The organism is Paenibacillus sp. FSL W7-1088, assembly GCF_037969855.1.
In the GTDB taxonomy this organism is placed as follows: domain Bacteria; phylum Bacillota; class Bacilli; order Paenibacillales; family Paenibacillaceae; genus Paenibacillus.
Map to the genome: position 1 here is coordinate 1,195,334 of NZ_CP150216.1, position 20,206 is coordinate 1,215,539.

Sequence of the window (20,206 nt, forward strand, 5' to 3'; positions counted from 1 at the left end):
TCACTTGATAAATAAGCCTAAAATCAATAAATTAAAATCATTTAAAGGTGGGTAATTATGACTGAAAACACAAAATACACTGCAGTCTCAGGCGAATATACAACGAATGGTACGCCCAACGGTGTTACATCTATTACTCCGTTTATAACAGTGAAAGATCCCTCTGGTGCAATCACTTTCTATAAAAATGTTTTCAATGCAAGGGTGAAAGACATTACCGAACATTCCGATGGGGATGGAAATCAAATGATTGTTCATGCGGAATTAGATTTTGGAAATGGTTTTTTGCAGCTAGGAGCAGCGAATCCAGCATATCAGTTGGCTCTGCCACCAGATGAAGACAATGCATGTTATTCTTTGGGGATTTACGTCTTGAATGTGGATAAAGTAATCGAAAATGCGGTATCAAGAGGAGCCAAAGTACGGGAATCAATTATAAACTTTGCTTCAGGTGATCGTTTTGGAAGTATAGTAGATCCTTTTGGAGTAAGGTGGTCCATTCTAACTCGAATTGAAGATTTATCAGAAGAAGAAAGTAGTCAGAGGGTCGCTGAATGGGCCAAAAGCTTTAGTGCAGAATAAAAATCAATCAAATATTGAATCAAATATGGATAGAAGTTATAAAAACGGTCGTCTTTCGCTTATCGAGCGGAAGATGACCGTTTTTTTCACAGCATTCTGGACAACTTCCGGTATTCCCGGGGGGAAATGCCCTCATATTTGCGGAACATACGGCTGAAATAATGAATGTCTGGGTAACCGCTTTGTACACCCACAGCCTCAATGGAATAATCCGTTTCCCGCAGCAGTTTGCGTGCCTCGCTTAGGCGTATGGATTGAATATATTCGTTGGGAGGCATGCCCGCAACCTGTTTGAACAATTTGGCCATGTGATCCACACTCAGGTTCAATTGTTTGGCGATGCTCGAATTGGTCCACGGGTCGGATGGGGCAACCTCTATACGTTTCATGAGTTCGAGCAGCTTCTCTCCGTGTACCGAATCATGACTTGATGAACTTCGCCAGGATGAACGCAGTAGATGGGTCAATATTTGCAGCATCAGGGCTTTACATACCAGTTCATATCCCGGTGGGCGCATCGTAAATTCATGTACTAATTGCTCCATAAGCTGCACCGCAGCTGGAGAAGGGGTATACACCGGGTTGATAGATAGCGGCGTCATGCCCTCTGCGCAAGCTTCCACTGCGAATTTATGGTGCAGAACAGTCTCTTCGTTAACAACCATATCTGCCTCGGTCTGAATGGTCAATTCGTTGAAGAAATCAAAATGAATGCCAATGAAACGTGCTTCCGGGCTGGAAACCACCTCATTCTGGTGATAGACACCGGCAGGCAGCATAATTAGCTGACCAGCTTTCAAAATATGGTGTTTATCGTTCATATAAGTTGCAGCTTTACCTTGAGAGACGTACAGAAGTTCAAAGTCATACAGACGCCGCTTTGCCAGCTTGCCGGGAGGAAGGCTCTGGAACTGAGCATAATGTACGTTGGGAGACCATTCCTTGTAAGTGACGGTTCGTTGCAGAGGATATACCGCTTGCTGGAGAGACATAAATTCCAGCTCCTTTTTCGATGAGATTGGCCCAAATAGATCTATTTAAAACTGAACGGAATTGTGCAAATAATCTCTTTATCTCCTAAATAAATAACTGCGTAATTTATTTATAATATATGTATTATCACATGTTCTTACGAGAGAGACAACATCACGGATTAAGCTAAAAAAGGAGAGGATTACGATGCGCTCTCTCCCTGTGGAACGGAGCACGAGTTATTGCTGCGAACCGCTTAGGTCAGTTGCACAGCATGGATTCCCCTCGACTGCGGATTGGGAACGATGTGTTCCAGTGGAACTGGTGGACACGGTAACAGGTAGGCCACCTCATCAATCCACAGAAGTCCGTTTTGGCTGGAGTCCCGAATATTTGCATATTCGCTTTGTATGCCAGGATGATCACGTTGTATCTGATTTCACGGAAAGGGATCAGCCATTGTATGAGCAGGATGTGGTTGAACTGTTCATTGATGAACAGGGCGATGGCAGGAATTATATCGAACTGGAGGTCAGTCCGCACAACGTAATATTTGATGCGCTCATTCACAATAACAGCGAAGGTTCCGAATTGAAGGCAGATGTAACCTGGCAGCTGGAGGGGTTGCAAACGGCTGTAGAAGTGGATCGTCAGGGCCATCGGGTGTATGTGATCCATATTCCAGCGAGTAACTTCAAGTCGCCCCTGACTAAAGGCGTATGCTGGAGGGTCAACGCTTACCGTATTGATGAGAATGTGCAGGGAGATCGGGAGTATCAGGCATGGCAGCCCACGGGGGCTGTGAACTTTCATTTGCCCAGCCGATTTGGTTATTTTCAATTGGGATAGCTATGCGATGCTGAAGAACAGGTTTTCATATTTTGAAGGAGGGTATTCGGATGAAAAAAGGGATTAACATATGGTCGTTTGCAGGAGATGCCTCTATTGCGGATTGTATTCAGACGGCGAAGCAAGCTGGCTTTGAGGGGATTGAACTTTCGCTTAATGGAGAAGGCGAGCTGAGTCTGTCTGCCACGGATCAGGAGGTTCGTGATATTCAAGGACGTCTGGAAGAGGCTGGACTCGAAATCGCGGGACTTGCAACTGGATTGTACTGGGATTACCCGATGACGAGCGCCCGTCCGGAGATTCGCACAAAAGCACTGGATGTGTGTAAAAAACAGCTGGAGCTTGCCGCGGCATTTGGTGTGGATACCATTCTGGTTATTCCGGGTGCGGTTGGTGTGGACTTTATTCCAGACAGCGAAGTAACGGATTATGAAGTTGCCTATGAACGGGCGCAAGAAGCCCTTGCGCATCTGCTGCCGTATGCGGAAAGTGCAGGAGTATCGATTGGTATTGAGAACGTATGGAACAAATTTTTGGTGTCGCCGCTAGAGCTGCGTACCTTTATTGATTCTTTTAGCTCAGATTATATAGGTTCGTATTTCGATGTGGGCAATGTCGTACAGAACGGTTACCCGGAGCAGTGGGTTCGCATTCTCAGTCACCGGATTAAGAAGGTGCACTTCAAGGATTACCGTCGTCAAGCGGGAGGGCTTCATGGATTTGTGGATTTGCTGGCTGGAGATGTGAATTATCCTGCGGTGATGCAAGCACTACAGGCCATTGGTTACGACAACTATGTGACTGCCGAGATGATTCCGCCTTACACTCATCATTCGAAACAGATCATATTCAATACATCCAAAGCGATGGATGCCATTCTTGGACGTTCTCAGTAATAAATTCAGATAACAACGTTTATAAGAATATAAATTCTATTTTTATATGGGAGGTAGAAATATGTTAAAAGTGGGATTGATCGGTTTTGGGTTTATGGGACGTATGCATTTTGATAACTATGTACGCCTTGCCTCAGAAGGGGAACCCGTGGAATTGGTAGCCATCTGCGATCTGAGAATAGAGGAACTGAAGAACGGTAAAGCGGCCGGCAATATGGCAACAGAGCAAGAAGTATATGATCTCACACCTTATCGTTTGTACGACAACATCGACGCGATGCTGGAACAAGAAGAACTGGATATCATTGATATTACGCTGCCTACACCACTACATGCTGAACTAACGTGTTCCTTGTTGGAGAAAGGCTATCATGTGTTGTGTGAGAAACCGGTTGCTCGCCATTCGACGGAAGGCTGGAAGATGGCGCAGACAGCCAAAGCGACTGGGAAAACACTGATGATTGGTCAATGTTTACGCTTCTGGCCAGCCTATGCGTATCTGAAATCCGTTGTAGAAGACGGTCGCTATGGAGCTGTCAACGCAGGTTATTTCTTCAGGGGTTCAGGTTTGCCTCAAGAGTGGTTTTTGGATGGGGAGAAAAGCGGTGGCTGCATATTAGACATGCACATCCATGATGCGGATATTATTCACTGGGTGTTTGGCAAACCGGATCAAGTATCCACGCTGGCTCGCAACGTCATTCCGGGAAGTGGCTATGATACCGTCTCCACCAATTATGTATACCCTGACGGAAAAGTGCTGAATGCCCAAGCCGACTGGACACTGGGGGGAGACTACGGTTTCTCCATGACGTATCGGGTTAATTTGGAGCAGGGGAATCTGGTCTTTGAGAATGGTGAGCTGAAAGTAAATCCGAACAATGCTCCCGGCTTCGTCGCTGAGCTGTCACCCGACTCGGGATATTATCACCAGCTCAAATATTTTATCCAGTCTGTTCAAGCAGGTACGCCTGTATCTGTATGTACCCCAGAGAGCGCAACAGGCACGCTTGAGTTAATTGAAGCCGAGATGCGCTCGGCGGATGAGCGTGGGGCATTGGTTTCGGTGGGGGAAAAGACAGGTCAAATGACAGCAGAGGCATAATTAATGCGATCAATTTCCAATCCTGGCATCGTCCACCTGCTGGATGTTCTATAAAAATTACAAATTCGCGCTGATCATGGCAAATTTTTACTGGTGTGGGTGACGATTCTTTTGCTTGCCGCACTTGCCTCTACCCTGGTTAGATCGATACGAAATGGAAAGAGCAGAACCTTCGTACATGAAGGTTCTGCTCTTTTTTACAACAATGTTCCTTTTAATGGTCGAACATGAAGAAATGTAAGTGATAATTATTACTGTTTAATTAATGAATTTACTGGATAATTTATTATGCAAATACAATTTAATTAAATTTGGTTGTTAATCTAAATGAAGGGAGGGAGAGATATGCTTAAACAGATCAACAAGGGATTTGCTAAGGGTTCCTCTGACTCAAAGTTATGTTGGACATGTGATACAAAGGACTACTGTGTAAAATGTGATGCACTTGACTGGGGATGTTCAGGTGGATGGGAAACATGCATTACCAAAGATTCTGATGGTTAGATTGTGAGAAGTGAGCTTTTTACTAGACACACTGCTCAGCAAAGAACCCAGATTTTCTAAGAAATAATCTGGGTTTTTTGAGCGTTATTTTATCAAGAATAACTTACAACGTATAGAATGGAGCAAAGGAAATGAACGAATTAACAAATGTTTGGGAAGAACGCATCACACCAGGAGATGTTATGCTTCTAAAACATAATTCTACTAAATATGCATACGTTCCAGAGAGTAATGCATTATATGAAATTGATAACAATTTAGAGATGATTCTCAAGTCAGAAAATGAAACAGTATCGGTATTATACAATAAATTACCTTCACCATTAGAGAAAGGAGAGTTTCTCGAAGTCATTGATTCTCTGATCGAGAATGAAATGATCAATCAAGAAAGAAAAACTAAAGAAATTGAGACAGCCCATTTTCAAACAATCAGCGCTCTAACACTTATGATGGTACAAGAATGCAATCTAAAGTGTACCTATTGTTATGCTGGAGATGGCGAGTACAATGAAAAAGGAAAAATGAATTTCGAAACTGCGAAAAGATCTGTGGATTTTTTAATTCAGAATTCAGGAAATATTGAAGAATTGACTCTTGTTTTCTTTGGCGGGGAACCTTTATTAAATTTTGAAACAATCGAGCAAGTTGTACAATATGCTAATAAACTAGCGGAGACACATCATAAAAAAATTAAATATAGTATGACTTGTAATGGAACCCTCATTACTCCGAAAATCATTAACTTTATTCGTGCTCATGATATCTATGTTCAAATTAGTGTTGATGGCCAGAAGTCTGCTCATGATGAGAATAGATTTTATGGTAACCAAAAAGGTAGTTACGAAATAATCATGAATCGTACGGAAGAGCTCAGGAACAAAAATCAGTTGGGGGTTCGTTCTACACTTACTCCCGCAAATACGAACTATACAGAAATATACCAACACTTATTTTCTTTGAATTTTCGAAGTGCTTTTTTAGCACCTGCTATGCAAATGTTTAACAGAGAGAGTTTTGAAGATTTGGGTGTAGAATTTGAGGTTCTAACACAGTATTTTCTAAAACTTATAGAAGCGAAGGAATATAGTAAGGCTAAAAAGATAAATAATGTAATGAAATTTTTACAGAGATTACATAGTGGTTTCGAGTCGACCTATTCGTGTGGAGCCGAGGTTAACTTTTATGCTGTTGATATTCATGGTGATCTCTATCCGTGTCATCGCTTCGTTAACAATAAAAATTACAAACAGGGCAACGTATACTCTGATATTGATCATTATAAGAAAAATGTATTTCTTCTAGAAGCACATACATCCAATCGGCAAAATTGTAATTATTGTTGGGCTAGAAATTTGTGTGGCGGTGGCTGTCATCATGAGAACTATGAGTTATCTGGAGCTGTAACATCACCACCGGTGGATTATTGTAGGCTTACCAAAACACAATTACACTCCATTTTTCATCTTTACTTAACTTTGACAGAAGAAGAAAAAGAGATATTGCTAGGTTAACTTTTAAAAGGGTATTTCTAAGGAGATTCAATTATGAAAGGTCTTGCTTTTATATATAAAAGACTGCTCCCTTATAATCGTGAGATTGTGACAATTTTGTTATTCATGGGGCTTCCTCTGTGTTTTGGAATAATGCAGCCTATCCTTTTTGGAAAGTTCGTTGATTTGATTAGTTCTAACCAGATTAAGGATGCTTTTTTTATCGTTTTTTTGATTTTTATTGTTTGTTTGATGAATCTTCTTTTTAACTTGGTGTGCAAATATAAAGTAGCGAGTATCTCTTATAAAATTCAATTCAGTTTAAAGACGGATCTAATTAAACGTATCTTCTTTCTTCCTATGAACATCTTCGAATCGCTCCCCAAGGGAGAGCTAATTAACAAAGTTGAAAATGATACAAAAGCATTCTCAATTGCCGTAACGGACTTAGCTAAGTTTCTCGTAGATAGTATCAGTTTCATCTTTATTATTATTATACTCATTAAAATCAATCTGAAACTTTCATTAATTTTAGTTCTTCTTGGGCCAATATTACTTATATCATTCTTGGTATTTGGAAAAAAAATAAAATTTATGGACACGATAGTTAAACGGAAATTAGATAGTTATCTTAATTTATTGAATGAGACCTTGGAGAAATTCACGCTATTTAGAGTTTTTCATGCAGAAGGTCTGATCTTTCGAAAGTTTGAAGGGGAATTGAGTAGTTATCAATCGTCATCATTAAAAAAGAACAGGATAACCATTCTTTCTAGTGGTACAGTAGAAGGCCTAAACTTTATTTCATATATAGCAATTCTCTTGGGTGGACTTTATTATATTGGAAACCACAATCTTACTCTGGGGGAACTTGTAGCATTCACAACGTATTCCAGCAATTTCAATTACTCTCTGTTAAGGTTTTCTCAATTTAACGTCCTGGTACAGGAAACCGTGGTCTCTATAAATCGAATGGATAATATTCCGGCTGCAGCATCAAAAAATAGCAATGAGAATGGTAAATATCATCCGAAAAGTTTGACTGATTTTACTGGAACTGTCATGGAAATATCAAATCTCTCCTATAGCTATGCTGAAGTCGGTATTAGGTGTATTAATGAATTAACCGTTTCTGTTTCTCGATCAAAAATTCTTCAAATTACTGGGGCAAACGGGAGCGGGAAATCAACCTTGTTAAAAATTCTAGCAGGGTTGTATCGGAACTATACAGGTGAGATTCGTTATAAGGGATCAGATATTAATGATATCCCTCGTTCTGTATATTGTAATGAGGTATGTTTCGTTACTCAAGAACCTCAAGTCATTTCTGGCTCAATTCGAGAGAATCTTTTACTGGGGAACGCTCAAGCAACTTCGAGAGAACTACGCAAGGTGTGTGAAATGGTTGGTATTGCTTCGTTTATTGATTCACTAGATCATCATTATAATACTTTAATCGGTATTAATGGAATTGAACTATCTGTTGGTCAAAAACAGAAGTTATCCATGGCTAGAGGACTGCTAGTAAATGCAGAATTATACTTGTTTGACGAAGTCACTTCTGCGCTTGATGCGATGCATAAACAAACTTTTTTTGAATTGATGCACTCTTTGAAAGAGAACAATAAGGCGATTATTATCATCTCTCATGATCCACTTCCGCCTAGCTTGGTTGATGAAAAAATTGAATTATGTATCTAAGGACTTAGATGTCAAAATAAAAATAAGGTAGCAGGTGAGTATTTATGAAATTGAGCGTTCAAAATCTTTCGAAACATTACGATAAGCCTATTCTCCAGAATGTATCTTTTGAAATGAATACTGGAATACTTGGTTTGCTAGGCGAAAATGGAGCAGGAAAAACGACATTGCTCGAAATCATCTCCACGCTCATTGCCCCCCATACAGGTCAAGTAGACTATGAAGGCATGGATGTCGTTCAGGATTTACATACGATTCGAAAACAGATTGGCTACTTGCCACAGAAGTTTGATTTTTTTCCCCACTTGACCGTGCAGGAGATTCTTGAATATGTATGTCGTTTGAAAAATATTCATGGGAGGCAGCGGATAACAGAAATTGAAGAAAAACTCAATCAGGTTGGATTACTGGAGCAAAGAAACAAAAAATTCAATGCTTTGTCTGGAGGTATGAAGCAACGCTTAGGTATTGCCCAGGCTATTGTCGGCAACCCCAAGTTACTTTTGATTGATGAACCTACTGTTGGACTTGATCCTCATGAGCGTGTATCGTTTAGACAACTGTTAACAACTCTTGCAACAGACCGGTCTATTATTATTTCCACTCATATTGTAGAAGATGTTGCACTTACAACAGATTTTGTTCTTGTACTGCACCAAGGGAATGTTAACTACTTTGGAGATATCCCTGCTTTCATCAAATCGGTCGAGGGTAAGGTGTGGCTTTACAGCGGAGAGAATGTGACAGAGAAGCTTCAAAAACAAGGTGCACTAATCATCTCAACACAGGTCACTGCAAGTGGTGTACATATTCGCTATCTATCGGATACCCCGTTGGAAGGCAGCCTTTTATTAGAGCCTACTTTGGAGCACGCCTATATTTATACGAATAGAAAGAAGGTATAACCATTGAATGAATTTATGGTACAACTTCATTTTTCGTTTAAATCTTTGCTAAAACATCGCATGCTACTTATCATTGTTTTTTTTCTCACAACGATAATCCCACTTGTTTTGGCACAAATGAGTGGAGAGACCCACTTTGAAAATCGTTGGCTTTCTATGCTTCAGCTCCAAATGATTATTGTGACGCCTCTAGTCCCCGTTCTCGTAAATGCTGTTTGGGGCGGAAAACTAAGAGACTTTGAACTGAAAACGATCATGTTTTATCTAATTATCCCATCAAATTATTTAATCTCTAAGCTTGTAGCGGTTGGGGCCGGAATAAGCATGAGTTTGATACTGATCGATTCTATTTATTGGTTTGCATTATCAAACCAAGGTCCTAATCTCTTATGGTTAATTACACTCTTGCAAATCATCTTAACCGTATCCTTTGTTGTCTCGTTAACTGGACTATGCTCACTTATTTTTAAGAGGACGATATACAGTACTATTTTAGTTTTTATTTACTTGATTATCAGTATTCAATATGTCCGACAACCAATGTTTGCGATCTGGTTTAATCCAGATTATGTATCGGAAATGATACTACAGCCGAATTTTATGCTTCAACGGTATGTCTTAGTCTTGTGGGTAGCCCTCATGCTTTTGATCAGCTCAATGTTGTTCAGAAAGCAGGTTGTACGCACATGATACGGTTATGGTTTTTAAAACTAAAGGTCCTATGGCGTAGTGAACATATCTGGGCTTTCTACATGGGACTGTTCATTTTGTATTTGAGCAAATTTGTAGTTTTCATAGATGAATTGCCTGTTACCATACCTTTATATGGACTTTTCATGTCCACCATGACGCTTGTTATATTGAATTCACCTAAGCGTTACCATATGGTTCATATGATAAGACTTACCAACTGGAACCCTATACGGAGAACTTTGCAGTCATGGTTATTTAGTTTTTTTTGTACGCTTCCAGCCTCAACCCTCTTATTTTTCACGGTTCATGAAATCTTTAAAGACACTCCAGTTTATCTGCTTGTGTTTGTTATTTTCGGATTATCTTACTTCGCAATCAGCTTTGCGTTTGTAATTTCTTTATTACCTTTTAAAATGGCTATTCTATGCAGTGTATCTGTGTACATGCTCCTCACTTTAATGCATGGTTATAAACTGGAGAGTGTTCGGTACGTTGCGCCAACTCTGAATTTTATGTATCCAGATTACCCTGATATGATTAATATGCTGTCGATATTTTTTCTTGGTATACTGATGCTGGCCATCTATTGTTGGAGAGGGGTCGATTGGCCTCGCCGACAAAAAAAAATATTGCTTTTCATTCTCATGATTATCGCTTCCACATACATCGCAGTTCCCCTTGGACAAATATGGAATGGAAGGCATTTAGCAAATCAACCTTATCAAAAGGTTCAAGTGAATAACATCGTTGTGCAGTATAAAGGCATCCCTCATACTATTGCAACAAGATATGGTCAGGTAGTCTCTGATATTTTTGATGAGTTGAACGAACATAAGATTAATCCTAATATTACCCAAATTATAATTACTCGATTAGATCATGTTCCCAAAGGTACTCAACTGGAGCATATTTTGAAGTTAGAAGAGAAGACGCTATACATTGAACCATATTCGAATAAGTTTTATGAGTTTAATTATGGATATAATATAATTCGGGATATGCTTGAACTTTCCGAAACTGATCATCAGATTGGACTACAAATAACCCAAAGTTTGATTAGTAAGAACAAACATCACTTTTTCGATTCACTTCAACGTCGGGGACTTAATGAAACCTATGAATAAAAGATATGGTTTCATAAAAGTAACTATCCGTAAGTTAATAGAGTTGGAGTGAATTAAAATGATTAATAGTATACTAAACCGTTACTTGTAGTTAAGGCGTGTCTTCAAACTGTTTGAAGACACGCCCTAGAACATTAGCTAATGGATTTCCCACACTATCGAATTTAGTGATTGTACTTTTTTAAAAATACATACTGGCTTGACTTTTATTTTTGAAAATTAAATTACCTTCCAGTTATTCGCCTGCTCCACTGTTAGTGGTTGATGTCTGCGAATATAATCCTCCACCAGTGCCGCCATATCCGTGGCGCCTTCGTGAAGTACCTTTTTGCCTGGATACATCGCATAATCACCGCCACCTGCCGCGCGATAACTGTTCATCACTACAGAATACGTCGCGTCCATCGCAACAGGTATGCCCTCACGCTCCAGCTTCACCACACGACTTCCCACAGGTTTGGAGATATCCAGCTCATATTCGACGCCTGCCCACATGTCATAATTATAATGCTGTGGTTTCGGCTGCATGTAAGCAGGATTAACGACTACTTCGCCTGAAGCCTCCACTTCAAAGTAACGCGCCGTTTGCTCTAATGCATCCCGAATGTCCTGACCACGAAGCTCCAGCACTGTCAGTGTATTGGGATAGATAAAGTTGGACAACACATCCCGAACGGTAATGAGGGAACCGAACCCACGCGCTTCTTCGCTGAGTAATGCGGTATTGGAGATTTGAGCTCCCGTTGCTTCCATCTGCACCTGATGTACAAAAGCAATGAAGGGATGCGCTGCGAGCCGCAATGCGGCAGGATCGGTGATGGATAGGTCTCCGGCCACCTCGCCAATCGGCTGGTCCAGCCATGCCTGTGCTTTTGCTTCCAACTCATCCGTCAGTTTCATAACAGCCGCATCGGGCTCTGCGTCATTATTTTCATCCAAGAGCAACAAGCGAGCCTGTTTGCCTGCAATCTGCCACCTTCCATTCGATAACCGCTCCAACTGGACGGATACATGACCTGCCCCGTTCCCACTAAATCCAGGCTGAACCACGCTCACTCCATGAATGTTAGCGGTAAGCTGACGATGTTGATGTCCGGTAAGAAGAACGTCAATCCCATCAATGTCACGGCAGATGGCGTACGCCTGATTTTCTCCGGTTAACCGCTCGGCAGGTTCGCCCGTCTCCAGATCGCTCTCAAAACCACCATGATAACTGACCACGAGCACATCCGGCTGTTCATGTTCACGAATATAACCAACCCACGCACGAATAGTCTCCATAGCATCAAGGAACTGTAAACCTTCTATATTTTTCGGATGCTCCCAGTTCGGAATATAGTGCGTCGTTGCACCCAGCAAAGCAATTTTAACGCCTGAAGACAAGGTTTTAATCAGATAGGGAGGACCGAAGGCGGGTATGCCTGCTCCAATAGGTGCAATGACCCGTGTTTCTTTTTCAGGATTCCCTTCATATGAATGGATCACGACCGTGTCATCCTGATAAGTTCTATACGACGGATGATCGTCGGCGCTGTGTTGTTCAATTAAACTTTCGTAGTCTTCCTTGTGACGATTCATAACAATATTTGCGGATAGCCAAGGAAAATGGGAATCTTCAACGGCTTTACGCAGCAAGTCCTGGCCGTAGTTGAATTCATGATTGCCCATCACGGCTGCATCATAGCCCAGTTCGTTCAGAACATTAATGAAGGGATGCACTTCGTGATTCGAAACAAAGGAAGCAGCATACGAGGCCAAGGGAGAGCCCTGCAGCAGATCGCCGTTATCCACGAGCAGCAGTTCGGGTGAACGCTCCCGTTCACGTCGGATCAGCGAAGCGAGCAAAGCAAGTCCGGCTGGGCGATAAGCATTGGTGTTGTAATGTATGGGGCGAATGGCTCCATGAAGGTCACTGGTTACCATGATGTCGACGTTTGCCGTAGTTGGTATGGATGTCATTTTACAATCTCCTCTAAATATATAAGTTTAAACATATCTAATCACAGGTCATTCTAGCGGCAGAGTACAAGGGAATTCACCATTTCTATTTGTATTATCAACCGTAATGAGGCTATTCTAACAGATCAAAGCCGCTCTGACAGCCTGACAGGAAACTTTACAAAACTCCAAATTTCGTTTCACATCGCGCAAATAATTGACGACTATAGTAGACAAGTAATGAAAAATAGAAACTCTTTGGAGGGTGTTCGCTTGAAGAAGTCTGCTTTATTTTTACCATTGTTGATTTTGGTTCTGTTTCTAAGTGCTTGTGGGTCTAACAGTAGTACAACAGGTTCGGCTAACGGGGCTGATACGAGCTCGAATTCATCCAGTACTGACACGGCAGAGACAGACAAAGCCGCTGAAGGTTACGTGCCGACTGAGCTGACTGTACAATTCGTTCCATCACAAAATGCAGATACACTCGAAGCCAAAGCAAAACCGCTCGAGAAGCTGCTGGGTGACAAATTGGGTATCCCGGTGAAGGTCAGCGTATCCACAGACTACAACACAATTATTGAAGCAATGGCTTCCAATAAAGTGGACGTAGGTTTCCTGCCTCCGACGGCTTATGTACTTGCCAAAGAAAAAGGCGCAGCTGAAGTTATTCTTCAGGCACAACGTTTTGGTGTAAATGATGAGACTGGCGCTCCAACCGAGCAACTGGCAGATTCGTATAAATCCATGATTATTGTGAAAAAAGACTCGCCGATCCAATCCGTTGAGGATCTGAAAGGCAAAAAAATCGCTTACCAAAACGTAACTTCTTCCGCAGGTTATGTATGGCCGGCAGCCCTGTTGCTCGACAGAGGCATTGATCCTTTGAAAGATGTACAACCAATCACGGTTAAAGGCCATGACCAAGGCGTACTGGCAGTACTGAACGGCGACGTTGATGCAGCAGCGATTTTCCAAGATGCTCGTAGCACGGTAGCGAAAGATTACCCGACTGTTTTTGAAGATACTCGTGTACTGGCGTTCACTGAGCCCATTCCTAACGATACGATCGCAGTACGTACTGACATGAATGCAGATTGGACAGCGAAGATCAAACAAGCATTCATCGACATCGGTAAAGATCCACAAGGTCACGAAATTATCAAAGAAATCTACACACATGAAGGTTATGTAGAGTCTGATGACAGCAAGTTTGATATCGTTCGTGAGTACGGCGAGAAAGTAAAAACCGAGTAGTTTTCTGTCAATAGAAAGAACGCTAATGATTGCAATGCATTGATTATGTTTTCATTGGATAACTTCATTGGTACAGCGGGCAGGCCAGTTCAGCGTGACATACGCTGCGCTGGCTTGTCCCATTAGAGCGTGACCTTGCGAAATACCATATTAATGAAAGAAGGATTACTGCCATGATTGAGCTTCACAACGTAACGAAAACATACGCTAACGGCACCAAGGGCCTGAATAATATTAATCTGAAATTTAAACAAGGAGAGTTCATTGCCGTCGTTGGTTTGTCTGGTGCGGGAAAATCGACGCTTCTGCGTTCCATTAACCGACTTCATGATATCAGTGAAGGTGAGATTTTGATTAATGGCAAGTCGATCACCAAAGCTCATGGCAAGTCACTGCGCATGATCCGCCGGGATATCGGCATGATCTTTCAGAGCTTCAATCTCGTGAAACGTTCCAGTGTGCTTCGTAACGTGCTTGCTGGACGCGTGGGATATCATTCCACGATGCGTACCATTCTGGGTCGTTTTCCCAAAGAAGATACAGAACTCGCATTTGGAGCACTGGAACGGGTAAATATCGCAGAAAAAGCCTATTCCCGTGCAGATCAGTTGTCCGGTGGGCAGCAGCAACGGGTGGCCATAGCCCGAGTGCTTGCACAGGAAGCTAAAATCATTCTGGCAGACGAGCCTGTCGCTTCACTCGATCCACTCACAACGAAACAGGTAATGGATGATCTGAAACGCATTAACCAGGATCTCGGTATTACAACTATCGTTAACCTTCACTTTATTGATCTAGCCAGAGAGTATGCGACCCGTATTGTGGGATTGCGTGCCGGCGAAGTGGTGTTTGATGGTCCGGTATCCGAAGCAACGGATGAGCGTTTTGCAGAAATTTATGGCAGACCTATTCTGGCAGACGAGCTGCTGGATAAACAGGCTGTACAGGAACAGCGGGGAGAAGTTCTGGTATGAAGCAACCCGTAAACGTATCGATAGATGGATCCTTGCAGAACGAATCAGGAAAGGGAAAGCGTCCTGGCACAGGCTCGAATTCGGCTGTCCATCGTCCCAAACCACCAGGGCGTACCAAGCATCTGCTCACGCTAGTCATCATTCTGCTGCTTTTGTGGGCAAGTGCAAGACAGACCGATGCCAGCTTCAGTGAGCTGTTTGAAGGTTTGCCGAACATGATGGATCTGCTGCGTGAGATGTTCCCGCCGCGGTGGAGCTACTTTGACAACATCGTTCAGGGCATGCTGGAGACGATCCGTATGGCTCTGATCGGTACAACGATCGGTGCGATCATCGCAATTCCGGTCTCGATCATCTGTGCAGGCAACTTAATGCCTAGCCGTTGGATCTACTATCCGGCTCGCTTCGTACTGAACCTGATTCGTACCGTGCCTGACCTGCTGCTGGCGGCGCTGTTCGTTGCAGTGTTTGGACTGGGACCGATTCCTGGTATATTGGCACTCGCCGTCTTCTCGGTGGGACTGATTGCCAAGCTGACCTACGAAACGCTGGAAACGATTGATCAGGGACCGCTTGAAGCGATGACGGCTGTCGGCATGAACCGGATTCAACTGATTGTTTATGGCGTGGTGCCCCAACTGGCCGCCCAGTTTACTTCCTATGTACTGTATGCCTTTGAGATTAATGTACGTGCCGCTGCCATACTCGGATTGGTTGGTGCAGGGGGCATCGGACTGTATTATGAAGCAACACTTGGATTCCTGGAATATGACAAAACGAGTGTGATCATTCTGTTTACCCTTGTCATTGTTCTGATCATTGATTATGTAAGTACTAAGCTGCGGGAGAAATTGTTATGATGAAAAATGAAACAAGCGTAATCCGGCGCAAACCACGGAAGAACCCGCTTCGCTGGGTTATTGTAATCTTGCTTATACTTGTGTACGCATGGGCACTTGCCGGTGTGCCGTTTACCGGTTTGAAGGAAACCGCTGGTCAGATCATGAAGGCAATTATCGCTGGGGTTTTCTCCCCGGATTGGGACTTTGTTTATCTGCCTGAGGGTGAAGATTTGCTGCGAGGATTGTTGGATACGCTGGCGATCTCCGTACTGGGTACCGTCATATCCGCCGTATTATGTATCCCGTTTGCATTCTGGTCTGCCCGGAATATGAGCAGCTTCCGTCCTGTATCGAGTACGGGCAAAATGGTGCTCAGCTTTATCCGTACGTTCCCTGAGATTATTATGGCTTTGCTGTTCATCAAGGCGGTGGGCCCGGGTTCTTTCGCGGGTGTACTCGCCCTTGGACTGCATTCCATCGGGATGCTTGGTAAACTGTTTGCTGACGAAGTGGAAAATATTGATTATGGTCCTTCTGAAGCGTTGCTCGCTTCCGGAGCAACTCGCATGCAGCAGCTGTGGTTTGCTGTACTGCCACAGGTTTTGCCTGGATTCCTTAACTACACGTTGTATCGGTTCGAGATTAATGTGCGTTCTGCGACCATACTGGGTGTAATTGGGGCAGGGGGGATCGGTACCCCGCTGATCTTTGCCCTCAGTACGCGGAATTGGCCGCGAGTAGGGATTATCCTGTTGGGTATTATCGTGATGATTACGATTATCGATTTGATCTCGGGGTATATTCGCAAGAAGCTGGTATAGAGAAGTAAAGGTAAAGTTTGCTTGCTAATCAAGGAATAAAATAAAGAACATGATGGATATGTTTCACTCCGTTGGTGTTCTATAGGAAGAGCAGCCCATGCAATAGCAGGTGCTGCTTTTTGCATTATATAGGAAGTTAATATCAGCAAAATATTGAGTCTATATGAAATTACTGTTTTAGAAGTAGACTCATCTTATGATACTGTATAGTTATAAATTTAGTAATGGAGGTAAATTGTGAGAAAAAACAATAACGTATTATGGGTCTCTATATCTATACTTATTTTAATAGTCGGCATGTCTCTCACTGGTTGTTCAAAAATGCAAACAAGAATTAATCTCATGGGAGAGAGTGAAAATTGGAGAGGCGAGCTAGATACGACAGTAACAAATGAAAGAGAAGAAAATGGAGCCTATACTATATTTGATAAAAAAGATAATTTAGAAGATATTAAAGATTATAAAATTAGCATCAATGAAGGAAGTATAATTAGAAAGGAAAGCGATTTAACTTCGAAATCGATAAATTTTCCTATAACGCGAACACGAGGTTCACAGGTTAGTAGGAATGAAGACCAAACTATTGTCATTGAGTGGACAGATATGAATGGTAACAACTTTGAAGAGAATTTCATCTTAAGAGAAAAATAACAGAAAAAAACAGCAAAAAAGCGAAGCAAGGTGCCTGGAGTCCCGGGAAACTTGCTTCGCTTTTTCTATGCTTGGTTAAACGTTAGTCATTCCTTATTGAGACCTAGCTTGCTGCTGGCAAAGATACAGCGGATTTCGTTACTTGTACCGTAATCGTTTCCGTGCTTGTCACACCCGCTGCATTGATCAGCTCGGCGCGATACGTGTACGTTCCATTCGCGTGACCGGATACATCTGTCACAGCGCTTTGGGCATTAGGTGTTACTGCGTTCAGTGCTTTGGTATCGATCAATTGACCGTTCTCATAGAGACGGTATTCTGTTGCGTTTGTTCCCCACCACAGATTCATCGTCACTTTGTAGTTGCCGTCCCCATCCCAATTGTCCTGGGAGAGAACTGCTTTGCCAGGGGCAGCATTTGCTACTTTTACAGTGAGTGCTTCACTGCGAGTTGTGCCCTTGGAGTTCGTCAGCTCAGCCACATAAGTATACGTACCATTGGCTTTGCCACTAATCGTTGTTTGGGCCGATTGTGCTGCTGGGGTAGCGTCAGTCAGCTTTTGTGTATCAATCAGCACGCCATCTTCATACAACTTATAGCTAGTGCCATTGTCACCCCACCAAAGGTTCATCGTAACGGTATAAGATCCTTCGGACAGACCGTTGCTGTAACCATTGTTGGATGTAAGCGCCGGTTTACCTGGTGCGCCAACAGCTGGCGTAGAAGGTCCTTCTTCGCCGCCTTCTTCAACTGCTACGAAATCGTTCAAGCTTCTAGGCTTCAGTTGAAATACATCTTTGAAAATAGCGGCAACACCTGTCACGCTGATCTTATCGCCTGCTGCATAAGGGAAGGACGTTTGCGTTACACCTGTGCGTGTATCCACACGTACATGCGTGCTTGTTCCGTCCGCTGCAACTGCATCGAATTCAAACGAACCTACCGGTGTTGCACTAATGATGTTCTCAACAGTTACTTCTTTCAATTGAACGAGTTGACCTTGGTTTGCAGCCGTAACTGCTGGCACTTCAATGGCAGCAGGGATGGAGGCTGTACCCGTTTTCTCGATCGCTACGATATCCGTAAGCTCAAATTCACTGTTGTACAGCGCCGTTGCTGCTGTTACTTTAACCACATCTCCAGCGTGGAAGCCGCCAGTGCTTTGGAAAACATAAAGGCCGCCGGTTGTGTCTTGAAGATAGAAGGATTGTCCACCAAAAGCACCTGGCTCTGTAGTAACGACACCCTCAACTGTAACCGTTGAACCAGCTGCTTTGGTGCGTGCATCAGCAATGCTGATCGTTGCCGGGATTGGTCCTTCTTCTTCCGGAAGCTGCTCAGCCGGAACATTGCCGACGGTAACTGCAGTCGTGATCAGGTTGCTGCCGTTCAGACGCAGACGCAGGCTGGCAGCGCCCGTTGTACCTGATTTAATGCGGACATTCAAGTCCTTGATTGCGCGACCTTTGCTGTCGGAAGTTACGCTAAAGTTGGAGCTATATCCGTAAGAAGTCGGCCATGTACCACTTTCATTCTGAATCATGGCGACCTGTGTTCCGCCCGTCAGATAGATTCCTGCACTGTAACCGGAAACGGTTGTGTTAGCAGGCATGTTCTCTACAACCACACGGATCTGGAAATCCTCCGCATTAGGCAGGGTTTCCTGCTTCACGAAGCTGTAGGAAGCGTTCGCGCTTGAAGCTGGTCCACCATAAGAACCTGCTTTGAATGTGGAACGATCATACCATTTGTATCCTGCAGCTGGTGCGGCCCAAGGTTCAGCCTGTGGTTCTGTGGAAGCAGCAGGTTGTTCGAACGGAAGCAATGCTGTTGCATTATCCAGTTGAAGTCCGCTTACTTGAGTCAAGCTAGTGTAATTTTCTTGCGTAGTAAGCCAGTTAACGGTATTGACCAGCAATTTGCCGTCATCCACTTCTTTGAAGCCGTCATACGTTGTTTTGCGAGCACCGGTCTCTTCGCGCAGATACTTCGGTGAAGCATCTTCAACCGGAGAGGAATCCCCGATAAACGCTGCTTTACCTGCACCCAGCTTGGATACGGCTACGTAAGGACCTTCCTCAACTCCACCGCCGTTGTATACGCCTTGGTCAACAGCGTTCGGCCAAGCTGCATTCGTTTTCGGCAGGTATACAATACCTTTAGCCTTTGTTGGATCGGTGATCGCAAGTGTAGATCCTGCGTGCATGGCTACAGCAGATACACCTTCCGTAATGCCAAATGCCTGTCCAGCAGGCACAATGTTAGTGGCGTTAATATCGCCTAATGCGTTGTAACGGAAGCGTACGCCGAAATTATCGGACAACCAGTCGCTGCTAGTTACATTCTGCATAGCCTCAGAGTTACGCTCCTCTGTGCTCATGCCTTTGGCTGGATCTTCAAACGCGCCACGACGATAGCCGTTAATCGCTTCAGAACCATCCCAGCGGTTTTTGTTACGGTCAGCATTGTAGTGATCTCCAATAAAGAAGATGCTGCCGCCTTTTTCTACATACTCTTTCATGGCTGCCTGTTCTGTTGTTTTGAAGGGAACATTGGGTTCAGCGATGACAAACACGTTATATTCTTTCAGATCGTCGTAGGTAAAAGGAGTGGTCTTGCGCAGTTCCTTTACATAATATCCATCATTCGCGAGTGCATTGCCGAAGTCAGAAAAGCCTCCGTCAATGACCCAGTCAGCTGCTCCGGCTGTCTGTGCATGAGTATTGTCGAACAGTACTTTCTTGCCTGCATTTCCGTTAACAACCTTCGCTTGAATGAACGGTGCAGGGTCTGTTGCCCATTCGGCCTGAACCGTTGCATCTCCGTTCCACAATCCGATCTGAAGCGGCAATGCCATGGACAATGCCAGGAGTGATTTTACCCATACTCCTCGCATACGTGT

Annotated in this window: 17 protein-coding genes; 14 read left to right on the forward strand and 3 right to left on the reverse strand. The window is 43.3% G+C overall.

Going from position 1 to position 20,206, the window contains the following annotated elements:
- Positions 1–57 precede the first annotated feature (57 nt).
- Positions 58–582: a VOC family protein gene (locus MKY42_RS05405; protein WP_179265701.1), complete on the forward strand. Its 525-nt coding sequence runs from the start codon at positions 58–60 to the stop codon at positions 580–582.
- Between the two features lie 86 nt (positions 583–668).
- Here the strand turns inward: MKY42_RS05405 and MKY42_RS05410 are convergent, their stop codons facing one another.
- The gene (locus MKY42_RS05410) at positions 669–1,574 is read right to left on the reverse strand and encodes an AraC family transcriptional regulator (protein ID WP_339849361.1); all 906 of its coding nucleotides are present in this window, start codon (positions 1,572–1,574) and stop codon (positions 669–671) included.
- Positions 1,575–1,761: 187 nt separating this feature from the next.
- Between MKY42_RS05410 and MKY42_RS05415 the strand changes: the two genes are divergently transcribed.
- The 8 genes from MKY42_RS05415 to MKY42_RS05450 all read left to right on the forward strand — a co-directional run bounded on the left by MKY42_RS05415 (position 1,762) and on the right by MKY42_RS05450 (position 10,821).
- Positions 1,762–2,403: a carbohydrate-binding family 9-like protein gene (locus MKY42_RS05415; RefSeq protein WP_090893722.1), complete on the forward strand. Its 642-nt coding sequence runs from the start codon at positions 1,762–1,764 to the stop codon at positions 2,401–2,403.
- 50 nt (positions 2,404–2,453) lie between these two features.
- On the forward strand, positions 2,454–3,299 hold the full coding sequence (locus tag MKY42_RS05420; RefSeq protein ID WP_339849364.1) for a sugar phosphate isomerase/epimerase family protein: 846 nt from the start codon (positions 2,454–2,456) through the stop codon (positions 3,297–3,299).
- Positions 3,300–3,360: 61 nt separating this feature from the next.
- Complete coding sequence (locus MKY42_RS05425) at positions 3,361–4,404, forward strand: Gfo/Idh/MocA family oxidoreductase (protein WP_090893726.1); 1,044 nt, start codon at positions 3,361–3,363, stop codon at positions 4,402–4,404.
- 635 nt (positions 4,405–5,039) lie between these two features.
- Positions 5,040–6,419 carry an SPASM domain-containing protein gene (locus MKY42_RS05430; protein WP_090893728.1) on the forward strand — a complete coding sequence of 460 codons (1,380 nt, stop codon included), beginning with the start codon at positions 5,040–5,042 and terminating at the stop codon, positions 6,417–6,419.
- Positions 6,420–6,452: 33 nt separating this feature from the next.
- Positions 6,453–8,099: an ABC transporter ATP-binding protein gene (locus MKY42_RS05435; protein WP_179265698.1), complete on the forward strand. Its 1,647-nt coding sequence runs from the start codon at positions 6,453–6,455 to the stop codon at positions 8,097–8,099.
- A 44-nt stretch (positions 8,100–8,143) separates the two neighbouring features.
- Positions 8,144–9,004 carry an ATP-binding cassette domain-containing protein gene (locus tag MKY42_RS05440; RefSeq protein WP_090893734.1) on the forward strand — a complete coding sequence of 287 codons (861 nt, stop codon included), beginning with the start codon at positions 8,144–8,146 and terminating at the stop codon, positions 9,002–9,004.
- Between the two features lie 3 nt (positions 9,005–9,007).
- On the forward strand, positions 9,008–9,694 hold the full coding sequence (locus MKY42_RS05445; protein WP_179265697.1) for a hypothetical protein: 687 nt from the start codon (positions 9,008–9,010) through the stop codon (positions 9,692–9,694).
- A gap of 83 nt (positions 9,695–9,777) precedes the next feature.
- A complete protein-coding gene (locus MKY42_RS05450) occupies positions 9,778–10,821 on the forward strand; it encodes a hypothetical protein (RefSeq protein ID WP_339849374.1) in 1,044 nt (347 codons plus the stop codon).
- A gap of 219 nt (positions 10,822–11,040) precedes the next feature.
- On the opposite strand, the gene MKY42_RS05455 is transcribed toward MKY42_RS05450, so the two are convergent.
- Positions 11,041–12,780, reverse strand: a complete 1,740-nt coding sequence (locus MKY42_RS05455; RefSeq protein WP_339849377.1) for a bifunctional UDP-sugar hydrolase/5'-nucleotidase — start codon at positions 12,778–12,780, stop codon at positions 11,041–11,043.
- A gap of 252 nt (positions 12,781–13,032) precedes the next feature.
- Between MKY42_RS05455 and MKY42_RS05460 the strand changes: the two genes are divergently transcribed.
- The 5 genes from MKY42_RS05460 to MKY42_RS05480 all read left to right on the forward strand — a co-directional run bounded on the left by MKY42_RS05460 (position 13,033) and on the right by MKY42_RS05480 (position 17,304).
- Complete coding sequence (locus MKY42_RS05460) at positions 13,033–14,016, forward strand: phosphate/phosphite/phosphonate ABC transporter substrate-binding protein (protein WP_339849380.1); 984 nt, start codon at positions 13,033–13,035, stop codon at positions 14,014–14,016.
- A gap of 173 nt (positions 14,017–14,189) precedes the next feature.
- On the forward strand, positions 14,190–14,990 hold the full coding sequence (gene phnC, locus MKY42_RS05465) for a phosphonate ABC transporter ATP-binding protein (RefSeq protein ID WP_024628881.1): 801 nt from the start codon (positions 14,190–14,192) through the stop codon (positions 14,988–14,990).
- Positions 14,987–15,850 carry a phosphonate ABC transporter, permease protein PhnE gene (phnE, locus tag MKY42_RS05470; protein WP_257031555.1) on the forward strand — a complete coding sequence of 288 codons (864 nt, stop codon included), beginning with the start codon at positions 14,987–14,989 and terminating at the stop codon, positions 15,848–15,850. Before phnC ends, phnE (MKY42_RS05470) begins: the two co-directional genes overlap by 4 nt.
- A complete protein-coding gene (gene phnE / locus MKY42_RS05475; RefSeq protein WP_179265693.1) occupies positions 15,847–16,653 on the forward strand; it encodes a phosphonate ABC transporter, permease protein PhnE in 807 nt (268 codons plus the stop codon). The genes phnE (MKY42_RS05470) and phnE (MKY42_RS05475) overlap by 4 nt, the downstream gene beginning before the upstream one ends.
- A 237-nt stretch (positions 16,654–16,890) precedes the next feature.
- Entirely contained in the window at positions 16,891–17,304 is a 414-nt protein-coding gene (locus tag MKY42_RS05480; protein WP_339849388.1) for a hypothetical protein, read from the forward strand.
- A gap of 103 nt (positions 17,305–17,407) precedes the next feature.
- On the opposite strand, the gene MKY42_RS05485 is transcribed toward MKY42_RS05480, so the two are convergent.
- The gene (locus MKY42_RS05485) at positions 17,408–20,200 is read right to left on the reverse strand and encodes a chitinase N-terminal domain-containing protein (RefSeq protein WP_339852731.1); all 2,793 of its coding nucleotides are present in this window, start codon (positions 20,198–20,200) and stop codon (positions 17,408–17,410) included.
- Between the last annotated feature and the right edge of the window lie 6 nt (positions 20,201–20,206).